Raw genomic sequence first — 13,219 nt, 5'->3', positions numbered from 1 at the left:
CTCGGTTCTTTTAGTGCAGTTCCAGTCGGCGAGACATGTCAGAGGCGAAGACACCGTGCGGGTCGATCTCATTGCGGGTGTCCAGCCAGCTCTGCATCTCGGGGTACATCTGGTGGAAGTTAGCGGCGGAAGTGCGCGACTCCTTGGCCAGGTAGAGGCGGCCGCCGAACTCCATGACGCGACGGTCGAGGTCGTCCAGGAACTGGCCGAGACCCGGCTTGATTGGGAAGTCCACGCAGACGTTCCAACCCGGCATCGGGTAGGACAGTGGAGCGCGGTTACCCTCGCCGAACAGCTTGAACACGTTTAGTGCTGAGTAGTGGCCGGAGCGCTGGATATCGCGGACAATCTCCTTGAACGGCTCGACGGCCTCGCGCGGGACAACGAACTGGTACTGCAGGAAGCCCTTGGAGCCATAGCCACGGTTCCACTCGCCGATGAGATCCAGCGGCTGGTAGAACTGCGTGAGGTTCTGCACCTGGTTGCGGTAGGTACCGGACTTCAGCCACCACAGCTCACCAATGCTGATCATGGTCAGCTTGTTCATGGTGAAGGACGGGAAGATATCCGGCACGGTCACCAGCTGCGGAGCGTTGAACTTCAGCGGATCCTTGGCCAGCTTCGGGGCGTATTCCTCCAGCTGAGCCAGGGTTGCCAGCGAACCGCGGGAAATTGCGGCGCGTCCCAGCTTCGGCTCCGGCGAGATGGCATCGAACCACGCGGAGGAGTAAGTGAAGTTCTCCTCGGAGCCATCGGAGTGGAACTCGATGGTTTCGTCCAGAGTGTGGGTCATGTCGCCGTCAGCGATGAAGTAAGCCGTCTCGGTCTTGGTCATCTTGATCCGAGCGCGGACAATAATGCCGGTCAGGCCCATGCCGCCGACAGTTGCCCAGAACAGCTTGCCGTCCGGGTCGTCCGCGGAGCCCTCCGGCTCGAGGTGCAGGATGCGGCCGTCAGCGACCAGTAGCTCCATTGACAGCACGTGGTTGCCGAAGGAACCTGCAGAGTGGTGGTTCTTACCGTGAATATCCGGACCAATGGCACCACCGATGGTCACCTGGCGGGTACCCGGCAGCACCGGCACCCACAGGCCGTAGGGCAGTGCGGCCTTCATCAGCTGGTCCAGCGTGACACCGCCGTCGACATCAACAATCGCCGACTCCTGGTCAATGGAGTGAATCTTGTTGAGCTTCTGCATGTCGATGACCAGACCGCCCGAGTTCTGGGCGGGGTCGCCGTAAGAGCGGCCCATACCGCGGGCAATTACACCGCGGCGCAGGTGGGCAGGCTTGTCGGAGTTCTGGTCTGCGACAGCCTTGACGGCGTTAACGATTTCATCCAAGTCCGGCGTCGACAGCACCTGGGACTTAGCGGGGGCGGTACGACCCCAACCGGTCAGGGTCCTGGCTTCTGTGTGTACGGCTCCGTAGGCACCGTTCGAAGCATCGGTGCTGGACTTGCCGTTAGTGTTAGTGGACATCAAGGCTAGGCTACCCCTTTGCACCGGCTCCGTCGCCCGTGACGCTCCGAGGTGTTGGTCACGCTTGGGGCCGTGCACGGTCCGTCGAAAAGCGAGCGAAATGTACGGAGAGACTATAGATCCATAATCTTTCGGATCTCTTCCGGCAGCATTTCCTGCGAGGTGATTTGCGGGCCGTCGTAGGCCTCGAGTGCGCGGTAGACCTGTGCGCGTTCCTTGCTGTCGAGGATGGGCAGTTCCTCGGCAAACAGCATGACCATCTGGTTCGACAGCGGGGTATTGGTGTACTCGGCGGCCATATTGATGGTTTCGCGCGGCTTCTTCTTAAAAAAGTCGAACATGCGATACAGGCTACCCCGCGTGGGATCCGCCACTCGCGATACCATCAACCTCATGACGTCCACGCCCGCTGCTACTCCGCAGACCCTTGCCGTATGTAGTTCCACATCGCCCGTTGTCATTTGGCATGTGGAGCTCTCGCCGTCCTTTGCAGGTGAGAGGTTGTCGGGTGCATGGCTGGTCGATCCGCTTGACGACGGAGCCCTGGAGGCCGCCACCAATCTGCTCACCGGTTGCTTTGTTGCGACTGTGACTGCGGGCGATGGTGACGGTGACGCTGCAGCTGAGAGTGCTGAGAGTGCTGAGGGGGCGGACCTGCTATCGCAGGCGATTGAACAGGCGGAGGCCACGGTGATTGACCTGCCGGCATCCGTGGCCGGCATTCGTGACCACATCGGACAGCTGCGCGCCGCCGCGAAGGAAGAGAAGGCCAAGCCCGGCAAGGGAAATCTGACGGAGCCGCGGTTTCCCAAGGTCAACGACGTGGAGGTCATTGATTTTCCGCATGTTGGCGAAAAAGTCGCAGGACCGGTGCTGGGGCTTGCCCGCGGGGTAGAAGAGCTGGTCGCGCAGTGGATGGCTGTGGAGTCGCAGCGCCTGCGTCGCAAGTACCTGGTAGAGCCGTGGGGTGCGGAGCCTCGCCAGATTCCACTGGTAAAAACGCGCGCATTGTAGCGGGTTTTTGCTATCCAGGCCACCTTGTTTTTCCTGCGTACGCTGTGAGGTATGGCAGCACAGACCGATAACGTAGTCGCCTTCCCAGGCGTTCGCGTGGCCACGGAACCGGCCACGCTCATTATCGGTGCCTCTTTAGAGGAAGAACCGTGCAGTGCCCACCGCGTCTTCGGGGTCAATGACCAGATGGATCTGCGAAGCCTGTCCCGCGTGTTAGCGGTCATCTTTGGGTGGGGCGACGAAAGCGTGCCGACGAAGTTCCATTTGCCCGGCTCTGCGGTGGAGTCTGCGGCGCAGTTGGTGACTGGCGGCAGACCCGCAGCGGTTGGAGTCGTCGATGTTCCCCTGTCCACCACAGTCGCCGAGGTGCTGCAAAGTCCCGGCGATACCCTTATCTGGCAATGGGGGCTGTGGGAACATACTTTGCAGGTCAGGGAAGCTTTTGCCCGCGATGAGGCCACCCCGGATGCCCTGTGCATCGGTGGCTCGGGTTCGATCCGCGCACTGGGGGATGTGGACGCGGAGGAGTCGGTAGATATTGCCGCAATCAATAGGGAGTTGACCGGACGGGACTCTATTCAAAATACGTTGGCCACCGCTCGTGCCGATGTGGTGGACATCATCGAGAGGTCGGGGGTGTTTGAATTCGTGCCCCTGTTGCAGGCTCTGGACCTGCAGAGGTCGGAATCAACCGCGCTGGAATTGACCGGGGAGGCGGGGGAGAGCGTCGTCAAGCGATTGCGTGCATTGCCTATAGAGGACGCCGAGAAAGACCCGGCCGGGCACGATGCGGCGTTGGTGGAACTGCTGTGTTTGGCGGCGCTGACCTCGGATGAGCTGCGGCATGATGTGGCGGCGCATGTGATGGAGCGCCTCGGCTGGGAGAGTGACGAGGGCATCCCGCTATCCGGCGAGGACGTGGAGGAATTGGCAGCGGCTAGCTGGGCGGAGATGAGTGCGCTGGGACTAGCTGGGGAGGATGCACTCTCGCCGGTGGAGCGGCTGGATCTGCTGCGTGAGGCGCTGCGGCGTTAGTTCTTTTCTCCTCTTTATTGCCTCTTTGTGTTCGCGCTGGCTGTTTGTTAGCTGGCCGGTGGCCTAGAATTCCTAGGCGTGTCAGCGAATGAAACAGCAAATGAAAACCCGAACCGCGAAAACGGCTCCCACGGAAACGGCTTTGTCGTAGAGGACTCGGCCGCGGCGCCGATGACGACGGAGGTCAAGGACGAGCACGGCCTGAAAGTGCAGATGATGCGCTTTATCATCTCCGGTGTCATCGCGGCGGTGGTGGACTTCGGCCTGACGTTCATCATGCTCAACCTCTTCGGGGCGACCAACTTCTGGGGCAAGACGGTCGGCTGGGTTTTCGGCACGATTACGGCCTACATCATCAATAGCCGCTGGACATTCAAGTCAAAGTCCTCGGCCAAGAAGGTGCTGGCAGTTGCGGTGCTGTACCTGATCACTTACGCCACCCAGGTCGGTATCTTCAATGTCTTGCAGCCCTGGCTCGTCGAATCCTGGGGCTGGAACGCGCAGTGGGCACAGTTCGGCGCATTCGTCGTCGCGCAAGGCGTTGCGACGGTAATTAACTTCATCATTCAGCGTGTATTCATCTTCCGTGTGAAATAGCGCGATACGCTGGGGGACGTGACTTCGACTGCTTCTAATAAGGAATCCACTCAGCTGACCGCCGAAACCGATGTTGACATGCTGACTATTCAGCGCGTGCTGTTTGCTCCCCCAGCTGATTGGGTGGAGCCGGATTTGTACTACCGAGTCGAAGGCGTTGGCGCCTACGACAGCTCGGTGCAGGCCACCCGTAACTCGATCACGCTCGGTCGCCACACCGTAGTGCGCACTGACACCTACTTCGGTCGCTTCCGAGCTTCTTACTGGCAGCGCTGGACCTCAATTAAGCAGGTCGAAATCCGTGCACGCGTGGTCGGTTCCGCGCGTGTGCTGGCCTACACTGAGGACATCGGCGGCCACCTACGCTTGGAGGACTCCTGGGCAGCGGGCGGCTCGGATGCCGACGGCAACTGGACCGGTGAGCACTCGCCAATGTCGGGTTCTGCCAATGAAGAGGTGCGCCTGACCGTCCCGCTGGACCGCTTCGCCGATGGCGGTGCCATTCACCTGCGCTTCGACACCGAGGACGCAGGCGCAAAGATTTCCGATGTCCGCTATGTTGTGCCCAAGTCGGCTATCAAGCGCGATATTCCGACTGACCTGGTCATTTGTTCTTACAACCGACCGGTTGACTGTGCTCGAACCGTCGCCACGCTGGCTGAGGACCTGCCAGCCCTTGAGCGCGTTCGCACCATCCGCGTCGTTGACCAGGGCGAACAGCACCCGGCCGACGAAGCTGACTTCATCCAGGCCAAGGAGATTCTCGGCGAGCGCCTGAACGTTGTCCACCAGCCGAACCTCGGCGGCGCCGGCGGTTTCTCCCGCGGCATGCGCGATGCCACCGCTGCGGGCGACTGCATGGTGCTGCTTACCGACGACGACATCCGCCCCGAGCCCGAAACCACCCTGCGCCTATCCGCCTTGGCCGTATGCGCGGAAAAGCCGATGCTGCTCGGCGCGCAGATGCTCTTCCTGTTCAACCCGACCAGCCTCTTCCGCACCGGTGAGACCTACAACTGGAAGGCGCTGACGGTCGAGGAGAACGACCCCAAGTTCGGTTACGCCGACGTGGACGTGCGCAAGTACCACCAGCTGCGTCGCCTGGGCGTTGACTACAACGCCTGGTGGACCTGCCTGGTGCCGTCCGAGGTCATTAAGAAGATTGGCCTGGCGCTGCCGCTGTTCTTCCAGTACGACGACATTGATTTTGGCTTCCGCGCTGCCAAGGCCGGTTACCCGACCGACACCCTTCCGGGCGCAGCCGTTTGGCACGCCGATTTCTACTGGAAGGACATCGAAAACGCTGCCCAGTACTTCGGCCTGCGCAACGCGCTTATCGCCGCCACGATGCACGGTGATGTCACAGCCAAGGACATGGTCAACGTCGCTTCACGACGAATCCTCTCGAACCTGGTCTCCATGCGCTACGGCCTGGCCTGGACGCAAATGGAAGCTGTCCGTGACCTGTTGCGTGGACCAGAGGTGCTGAAGAACGCATCGCAGGGCGACTTCGCTCGCATCTCTGCTGGTCGAAAGAACTTCCCGGAGACCGAGCTGCTGCCCATGCATGAAATGCCGGGCGGTCTGACCCCGGTGCGTCCGCCGTCACACGAGATTTCCAGCGAAAACAAGACGATGGCAAAGCGGCTTGCGTACACCCAGATGGGCAAGAAGCGCCCGGGTCCGGTGGCCGTGGCCTTCGAGGACTCCTTCTGGTGGCACATTTCCACCTTCGACGATGTCTGGGTCACCGATGCCTCCCAGAACGGTGTGCGTCATCTGGTCCGCGACCTGGATAAGGAAAAGTCCATGCGCGCCGAGGCCATCAGCCTCATGCGCGAACTTTCCTCCAAGTGGGACGACCTTGCGAAGCAGTGGCGTGCCGCCGTACCGTCGCTGACCAGCGAGGAAAACTGGGAGAAGTTCTTCCAGGGCGAGTAGCTTTACGGTCATGACTACTCCCACGCCGCCGTATAGCTCAGGCGACAAAACGCGCAAACAGCTCATCGCCATTTTGGGGCTATTGGTGCTGATTATCCTGTTGCTGGCTCTGTTCCTGTTTATCAAGATGTCCGGGGATCGAGGTGACGATTCGGCGGCTGCCGAGGGCAGTGTGTCGTCGTCAAGCGAAAGCAATGCCGTGGTTGCTGATGACAACGGTGCTGGCAGCAGTGCTGGGGACGATGGTGGCCCGAATCCGACGGCGGGGCAGCAGGCTTCGGGGTCTGGGTCTGGTTCGGGTTCTAGTTCTTCGTCAAGCACGTCTGGAACCAATTCGATTACGGGAACCGTGAAGGTTTTCCAGACCAAAGCAGAAGTTCTAGCCTATGAGCAGCGCCAGGATCCTAACCCCGGTTCACCGGACAGGGGACCTTACGCAATCTTGATTCTGGACCAGCCGACCGAAGTTACTGCACAGCTGTCGGGGCAAAACGGGCCGGAGACGCGCACGATTGAACAGGCAATCGTCAATCCGGCACTGCACAGCGATGGCGAGCGCGCCACTATTACCTTTTCGGATGATGAATACTATTGGCCCTCTGATCCCGGAGTCCCTTTTGGTATCCGTCTCGAAGATGCACCAAGAGGTTAACTTTTGACAGTTATCCACAGCCGCCAAATTGTCCACAGAAACGGGCAATTCGGCGGCTTTTCTGCTGCCAATTTTCACGGAGTCGGCCATAAATGAAGGCACTAATTCCATGCGTGAATTCCTGTAGCCCACCTCGGGGAGCGTGCCTAAACCAATGCCTAACTGGACTTACGATTCCGATGGCCTCATCCACGCGGCTGTGCAGAAACAAATCAAGCATCCTTGTGAATATGTCAGTGCCAAGTCAGAGCTGGATAATCTGCACGGGCACGTCGGAAGCGCAAATATTCGAGATGGATCCCTGCTCAGACTGGCGTATGGCACCTACATCGATTGCTCACGGTGGAATGCGCTGTCAGCATTCGAACGTTTTCAACTACAGATAAAAGCGCTGGTCAAGCCTGGCTCGGAGACCATCATTACAGGAGAAGCAGCCGCTGCGTTGCATGGCATCCCGTTGCTTGTCCGAAATGCCACAATCGCGCTTGCCAATTCCGGCCTGCGCCGACCTGGCGGCGGATTGCGCCATGTCGGCGGCAAAATCCTCGAACAAGACATCGTTCGCATTGGTGGGCGCTGCGTTACCGATGTGCCGAAAACCGTCATCGATATTTGCCGCACCAGCGAGTCCGAAAACGGGCCAATCGTCGTTGACACCGCACTACGACAGTGGTGTGACCTCGAAGAATTGCATACAGTCCTCACAAACTACCCACGTTCCCCGGGGACCCGTCGTGCCCGTGAGCTCCTTCGAACTGCCAGCGCACACAGCGAAACCATCGGTGAGTCAATCACAAAGAAATGCATAATCGACTCAGGAATTGCCACGCTTTACGACGAAAAATGCGTGCTCATGCAACAAGTCGAGTTCTATGACAGCGGAGGATTCATTGGGCGCGTCGATTTTTATGTGCCTCATCTGAATTTGATCATTGAGTTCGATGGGCTGACTAAGTATTCCGGTGGCGGGGTAGCGGCTACGGAGACTGTGCTTCTGAAAGAGCAAGCTCGGGAGAAGCGTCTGAGGAATCTCCACTTAGATGTACTCCGCTTCCAATGGTCACAGGTCATTAATGGGGACTGCGTGGAGGTCTTGCGACAGTTCGCTATTCGGCAGAGGCAGCGCATTCAGGCAGGTGGGTTGGTGTTTTCGTCCGAAGTTGGGCGTTTTCGTCAAGCCACTGTGCCGTATAAAGATCGGCAGCTCCGTGAGTCCAGAATCCAGCAGCGTAAGCAGCGTTTGCAGCTTCTGGAAAATGCACCGACCTCGCGCGACTCCAGCTAAGTTCAGCTGCTGACCTATTGCAATTGTGCTGACCGGACTGGCAACGATTTCGAGCGGATTGGCTCGGATTTCCAGCGACTTATGGCCAGTTTCACTTCATTCATCGACACTTTTGGGCCGTCGTGCTGACTTATGGCCAACTTCCCGCCACTTATCGATGATATTTCAGGACTTATGGCCATGCTGTTGGCCTGGCCCGCGCACTTATCGTAGGACTATTCACTTATGCGCAGGTTGTAGCGCATCGATGAGTGAATACCTCATCGATATGTCAGTGGAGGAAAAGGGAACCAGGGGTTAGGTAACACTTTTGTGCACTGAGTACTCGAAATGCGGGCTACACGACCCGGGCGAGGTCAAATATGCAGGTCAGTGCCGCAATGCTTGCCCGAACTACTTCGACTTCGGATCGAAGCGCTCGAAGTTCTCCGCGCGGCCCTGCTTCAGAAGCTTGAACCAGCGGTAGAAGCCGCGGACATCGCGGCGCTGGACCAGGAAGAACCAGCCGAAGCGCAGGAACTCCTGTGGCATGAGCTTGCGCATGCCGGGCTGGCTCATCAGGTAGCCGCGGTTGCGGTAGGTGAAGTAGCGCTTGAAGTCATTGGTCGGGTACTGCGTGTGCATCTTGCCGCCGAGAATGGGCACAAATTCACCCGATCCGGAGGGGTGCAGGTAGGCCGTCGTCAAGCATGTGCCGAACCGGAGGCCGGAGCGGACTAGGCGGCGGTGGAATTCGACCTCGTCGCCGCGGATGAACAGGCGGTAGTCGGGAACGCCGAGCTGTTCCAGCGAGCGGGCGCTAAACAGCGCGCCGTTGAACAGGGACGCGATGCCGGGCAGGAGGTCGTGGTTGCTGTCGATGATTTCGAGGTCGCTAGGCAGTTCGAGCCCGGTCGCAGCCTTCTGAACTGCGAAATTGGTGAACCATCTCCGCCCCTCAGAGTCGCGTACTGCGGGGAGTTTGGGGTTGATGCCGCTTTCGAAAAGCTCCTCGCGGTGACGACGCCACACCAGCCCGCGGCGCAGGGGGAATGCCAGCTTGTTCGGGGCCTTAATATCGCAGACCACCGGCGAGACAGCATCGAGCTGGTGGCGTCGCGCGCAGCTGTGCAGCGCCTTCAGCACGTAGGAGTCCTCCGGGCGGCCGTCGTCATCGGCGCACCAAATCCACTCCGCGCCCAGCGACAGCGCAGTCAGCATGCCCAGTGCGAAACCACCAGCGCCGCCCAGGTTCGTCTTGGAGCCGAGGTAGTGAATTTCCGGCGCCGATCCGCTTTCCGACGACTGCTGCGCCGCCACCTGCTCAGCGAGCTCCTTGACCTTTGGGTCATTGCCGTTGTCGACGATGATGAGCCACTTCGGCATGTGGGTCTGGCTAGCAACGATGGGAAGCGATTGACGCAGGTCCTCGATGCGGTTGTGAGTCACCACGATTGCGGCCGTTGCTGCCTCATCGTGCTTTGGGTGGTCAGCCGAGTTTTCGCTCACTTCGTTCTCCATCGGGTGAAGTACCGTTTATTACTGTTTTTATTGCTGTCTATCTTGCCATGTTGCTCCGGGTGGGCAATTCCAAGCATCCGCGCCGCCCGCCAGCCGCTCACCAGCTGCCCGCGAGCCGCCCGCTAGGCCACGATGGGCAACTGCGCCCGGACTCCCGGCGAAACTACTACCGTCGCTGCGCGAGCACGCGGCGCACCTGGTCGGCGGCCTCTTTACCTTCGTAGGCTTCGACCACTTCGTCGACAAGCCCTGCCTGTCGAACCGTACCGTGATCGATCCACAGCGCCGTGTCGCACAGCTGCGCCAGGAACTCATTCGAGTGCGACGCAAACACCAGCAGCCCGGAGCGGTCGACCAGCTCGGTCAACTTCGTTCGGGCCTTCGCCATGAATGCGGCGTCGACGGCTCCGATGCCTTCGTCGAGAAGCAGAATCTCCGGCTCAATGGACGTGACCACGCCGAGCGCCAGTCGCACGCGCATACCGGTGGAGTAGGTGCGCAGTGGCATGTGCAGGTAGTCGCCGAGTTCGGTGAATTCTGCGATTTCGTCGAGCTTGGATTTCATCTGCTTGCGCGTCTGCCCCAGGAACAGACCGCGGATGATGATGTTTTCCAGGCCTGAGATTTCCGGGTCCATACCGACACCGAGGTCGAATACCGGAGCCACACGGCCGCGTACATCGGCAGCACCGCGCGTGGGCTCATAGATGCCCGACAGGAGTCGCAGCAGCGTGGACTTGCCTGCGCCGTTGTGGCCTACCAGGCCGACGCGGTCGCCCTCGCGCAGGTGAATGTTGATGTCCTTCAGAGCCTCAATGACCACGACGTTGGAGTCATTGCGGCCAATCGCACCACCCGCGGCGCCGAGAAACGCCTTCTTCATCGACCGCGATTTGGCGTCGAAAATGGGGAAGTCAACGCACGCGTTGTAAGTATCAATGCTGACCATGCTTATCCCTTGCTAGTTCTATTCGCTTTACGACGGTCCTTGCGGCCTAAACCCAGTAGCTCACGCGGGAGCGCCACAGGCGCATGGCCCCGAGTGCCAGCAGTAGCCCGACTGCGGTGCAGGCGAGGACGATCCACCAGTGGTAGGTATCCACAGGCTCGCCGGTTAGCGGGGCACGGATGATTTCCAGGTAGTGGAACAGCGGGTTGATCTCTGCGATGCGTGCGCGTTCGGCGACGGCACCGCCCTGTTCCTCCAGTGTCTTGGTGGTCCACACAATCGGGGTCATGTAGAACACCAGCTGAATTAGGGAATCCAGCAGTGGTGCCACGTCGCGGTAGCGCGTAGCGATGATGCCGAAGAACATCGTCACCCACACACCGTTGACCACCAGCAGCGCCATCGCGGGGATGACCAGGAAGAAGTTCCAGCCCAAATCCGGCCGGAAGACCAGCACGAGTATCAGCCAGATCACCATGTTGTGGGCCAGGAAGAGCAGCTGCCGCCATACCAGCCTGTAGACGTGAACACTCAGTGCACTGGGCAACTGTTTGATTAGGCCTTCGTTTTCAATGAAGACGGTTGCTCCCTCGCGCACGCAGCCGGAGATGAAGCCCCAGATGATCAGGCCAACGGTCACGTGTGGCAGGAAGAACGCCAGCTCCTGCTGGAACAGTAGCGAGTACAGCAGGCCGAGGGCGAGGGCCATGGCGCCGGTGGCAATGGTGATCCACAGAGGGCCAAGCGTGGAGCGGCGGTAGCGCTGTTTGATGTCCTGCCAGCCCAGCTGCAGCCACAGCTCGCGCTGGCCGAAGCCGGTAACCAAATCCTGCCAGGCAGCGCCCATGGTGCGGGAACGCGACTTGAAAGCCGGTGCTTCACCTGTTGCGTCAGTTATGCGCGCAATGTCACGACGGAGAGTTTCCTCCGTGCGGATAGCGGAGCCACTGCGCACAGTATCGGCCGGTTGGTCGGCTGCAGCTGCGGATTGGCGATCATTTTCTGCGTTAGTCACGTCTCCAAACTACTAGCTAGGGCGGTTTAGATTGAATACCGACGGCACCGGGCGAGCCATTATTCCACGTCGTGACGGCGAACAACGGTTGCGCGGGATGGTCGTCATTGGTGGTGACGTGGTGCTTCTTAGGCTGGTTCCACAGTTGGTTATGTGACTGGTTATGTGACCCTGGAAAACTTACATACAATCGCCGCTGTAACTGCTTTATGGCATGCAGCTGGTGCATATTGTTCACGCACCGGGAGTGCTCGCGCATGGCTACAGGCAGGAAAAGTTCGGCCAATTTTAAGCAACTACTAAGAGGGAATAAAGATTATCCTATATGGGGTTGCTTCGATAGAATTGGCTCCAACTAAGATGTGCAAGCGATACACGGTTCGAGGCATGGACGCTCGATTCGTGGGTGATTGCAGAGTTAACTCTGAAATAGATATCGCAGCTTGAATTCAAAACCGGGAAAGGGTTTTCATGGCCTTCGATGTGCCGACAACCAGGGGTGCTTACTCGTCGCTTTCCGACGGGTGGACATACCTCAATGCGGGTCAACGCACCCAGGTGCCCGAGCGTGTCCAGGCTGCGATGATTTCTGCATTTCGCAATGCGCAGAAGTCCCTTCCCGGTGAGACTGGGGCAGGGGCTCATGGCCAGTCGCGCAGCTCGGGCGTTCCCGCTGCAGCGGAACTAACCGCCAGTGCGCGCCGGGCTTTTGCGGACCTCACTGGTGGCCCGGTCGCCGGTGTGGTGCTGGGATCTTCGCGTGAGGTGCTCATGGAGCAGTTCACGTCCGCAATGAGTCGACGCTTGACGCTCGGCTCTAACCTGGTGATTTCTCGCATCGGTTCGCAGGTCATACACGCACCACTACGCCGGGCAGCCAATCTCTACGGAGCTCAAGTCCGGATTGCTGAGGCCGACTTGTCCTCGGGCACGTTGCCGTCCTGGCAGTTCGACGAACTTGTGGACGAGCACACTCGCCTCGTTGTCGTCCCGGCCGCGGATCCGTTCGTTGGCACCATTGCCCCGGTAGCTGACATTTCTCGGCGGGTGCATGAGCACTCTAACGCCTGGGTGTTGGTCGACGCCTCGGATATTGTCGCCTACCTTGATGTGTCGATGAGCAAGCTGGGCGCCGACATCATGCTGGTTGATGCCTCTGTGCTGGGCGGGCCTGAGGTCGCGGCTTTGGTGTTCAGAGATCCCGAGATGTTCGAGCGCATGACGTCGTTAAGCTATGTGCCGAATGCGCGCGGCGTTGAGCGGATTGAGGTTTCCCCGGTATCGCCGGCACTGCTCGGCGGGGTGTCGGAATCGGTGCTGCACCTGGCATCGCTGGATAGCACGGCGAGGGGGTCGCGTAGGCATCGCATTGAAACGGCGATGCCGCAGGTTTCTCGCTACTTGACGACGTTGTCGGAACGCCTGATTGCGGCGTTGATGACCCTGCCGCGGGTGTACATCATCGGCATGGATACCGAAGATGATTCTTTCGCGAGTGTGTCGCGAGCACAGCACATTCCGCGTGTTAGCTTCCTCGTTGATGGAGTGTCGGCGAAGGTGGTCGTGGACAGGCTGCTGGATAATGGCCTCGTGACCAGCATTGTTGATGCATATGAATCGCCACTGCTGGAGGCCATGGGCATCGATGAGGCTGGAGGCGCCGTGGGAGTTGGCCTCCAGCCGTTCAACACGCCGCACGACATTGACCAGCTCGTGCGCGCAGTTGCCTCGCTCGGTTAGCTAGGCAGCCA

General features: G+C 59.6%; 12 protein-coding genes. 7 read left to right on the top strand and 5 right to left on the bottom strand.

The window, feature by feature from the left end; translation table 11 throughout:
• Nucleotides 1–10: 10 nt before the first annotated feature.
• Together dprE1 and CORAM0001_RS06535 are read right to left on the bottom strand one after the other, a co-directional pair.
• On the bottom strand, nt 11–1,480 hold the full coding sequence (gene dprE1, locus CORAM0001_RS06540; protein ID WP_005510894.1) for a decaprenylphosphoryl-beta-D-ribose oxidase: 1,470 nt from the start codon (nt 1,478–1,480) through the stop codon (nt 11–13).
• 113 nt (nt 1,481–1,593) lie between these two features.
• Nucleotides 1,594–1,821, bottom strand: coding sequence for a hypothetical protein (locus CORAM0001_RS06535; protein WP_005510976.1), 228 nt, complete (start codon nt 1,819–1,821; stop codon nt 1,594–1,596).
• Between the two features lie 19 nt (nt 1,822–1,840).
• On the opposite strand from CORAM0001_RS06535, the gene CORAM0001_RS06530 reads away from it, so the two are divergent.
• The 6 genes from CORAM0001_RS06530 (at nt 1,841) to CORAM0001_RS06505 (ending at nt 8,004) form a co-directional block, all read left to right on the top strand.
• On the top strand, nt 1,841–2,494 hold the full coding sequence (locus CORAM0001_RS06530) for a hypothetical protein (RefSeq protein WP_005510965.1): 654 nt from the start codon (nt 1,841–1,843) through the stop codon (nt 2,492–2,494).
• Nucleotides 2,495–2,545: 51 nt separating this feature from the next.
• Nucleotides 2,546–3,529, top strand: coding sequence for a hypothetical protein (locus CORAM0001_RS06525; RefSeq protein ID WP_005510882.1), 984 nt, complete (start codon nt 2,546–2,548; stop codon nt 3,527–3,529).
• Between the two features lie 78 nt (nt 3,530–3,607).
• Nucleotides 3,608–4,126 carry a GtrA family protein gene (locus CORAM0001_RS06520; protein ID WP_005510889.1) on the top strand — a complete coding sequence of 173 codons (519 nt, stop codon included), beginning with the start codon at nt 3,608–3,610 and terminating at the stop codon, nt 4,124–4,126.
• Nucleotides 4,127–4,144: 18 nt separating this feature from the next.
• The gene (locus CORAM0001_RS06515) at nt 4,145–6,067 is read left to right on the top strand and encodes a glycosyltransferase (RefSeq protein WP_005510931.1); all 1,923 of its coding nucleotides are present in this window, start codon (nt 4,145–4,147) and stop codon (nt 6,065–6,067) included.
• A 10-nt stretch (nt 6,068–6,077) separates the two neighbouring features.
• Nucleotides 6,078–6,719, top strand: a complete 642-nt coding sequence (locus CORAM0001_RS10900) for a hypothetical protein (RefSeq protein ID WP_005510974.1) — start codon at nt 6,078–6,080, stop codon at nt 6,717–6,719.
• A 154-nt stretch (nt 6,720–6,873) separates the two neighbouring features.
• Entirely contained in the window at nt 6,874–8,004 is a 1,131-nt protein-coding gene (locus CORAM0001_RS06505; protein ID WP_005510867.1) for a PDDEXK family nuclease, read from the top strand.
• A gap of 393 nt (nt 8,005–8,397) precedes the next feature.
• Here the strand turns inward: CORAM0001_RS06505 and CORAM0001_RS06500 are convergent, their stop codons facing one another.
• The 3 genes from CORAM0001_RS06500 to wzm form a co-directional block, all read right to left on the bottom strand.
• Nucleotides 8,398–9,504 (bottom strand): glycosyltransferase, encoded by a 1,107-nt coding sequence (locus tag CORAM0001_RS06500; RefSeq protein WP_005510878.1) that lies wholly within the window; start codon nt 9,502–9,504, stop codon nt 8,398–8,400.
• 166 nt (nt 9,505–9,670) lie between these two features.
• Nucleotides 9,671–10,453: a galactan export ABC transporter ATP-binding subunit Wzt/RfbE gene (gene wzt / locus CORAM0001_RS06495; protein WP_005510871.1), complete on the bottom strand. Its 783-nt coding sequence runs from the start codon at nt 10,451–10,453 to the stop codon at nt 9,671–9,673.
• Nucleotides 10,454–10,499: 46 nt separating this feature from the next.
• Nucleotides 10,500–11,408, bottom strand: a complete 909-nt coding sequence (gene wzm, locus CORAM0001_RS06490; protein WP_050773618.1) for a galactan export ABC transporter permease subunit Wzm/RfbD — start codon at nt 11,406–11,408, stop codon at nt 10,500–10,502.
• 531 nt (nt 11,409–11,939) lie between these two features.
• Here wzm and CORAM0001_RS06485 point away from each other — a divergent pair.
• Nucleotides 11,940–13,208: an aminotransferase class V-fold PLP-dependent enzyme gene (locus tag CORAM0001_RS06485; protein WP_005510967.1), complete on the top strand. Its 1,269-nt coding sequence runs from the start codon at nt 11,940–11,942 to the stop codon at nt 13,206–13,208.
• The last annotated feature ends 11 nt before the right edge of the window (nt 13,209–13,219 follow it).

Source organism: Corynebacterium amycolatum SK46 (genome assembly GCF_000173655.1).
Lineage (GTDB): Bacteria > Actinomycetota > Actinomycetes > Mycobacteriales > Mycobacteriaceae > Corynebacterium > Corynebacterium amycolatum_A.
Note: the sequence above shows the minus strand (reverse complement) of the source record. Positions and strands in the feature narration are given on the sequence as shown.

Bases quoted from the DNA above. Each gene is read 5' to 3' on its own strand.
- dprE1 (WP_005510894.1), bottom strand. From the start codon at position 1,480: ATGTCCACTAACACTAACGGCAAGTCCAGCACCGATGCTTCGAACGGT.
- CORAM0001_RS06535 (WP_005510976.1), bottom strand. From the start codon at position 1,821: ATGTTCGACTTTTTTAAGAAGAAGCCGCGCGAAACCATCAATATGGCC.
- CORAM0001_RS06525 (WP_005510882.1), top strand. From the start codon at position 2,546: ATGGCAGCACAGACCGATAACGTAGTCGCCTTCCCAGGCGTTCGCGTG.
- CORAM0001_RS10900 (WP_005510974.1), top strand. From the start codon at position 6,078: ATGACTACTCCCACGCCGCCGTATAGCTCAGGCGACAAAACGCGCAAA.
- CORAM0001_RS06505 (WP_005510867.1), top strand. From the start codon at position 6,874: ATGCCTAACTGGACTTACGATTCCGATGGCCTCATCCACGCGGCTGTG.
- CORAM0001_RS06500 (WP_005510878.1), bottom strand. From the start codon at position 9,504: ATGGAGAACGAAGTGAGCGAAAACTCGGCTGACCACCCAAAGCACGAT.
- wzt (WP_005510871.1), bottom strand. From the start codon at position 10,453: ATGGTCAGCATTGATACTTACAACGCGTGCGTTGACTTCCCCATTTTC.
- CORAM0001_RS06485 (WP_005510967.1), top strand. From the start codon at position 11,940: ATGGCCTTCGATGTGCCGACAACCAGGGGTGCTTACTCGTCGCTTTCC.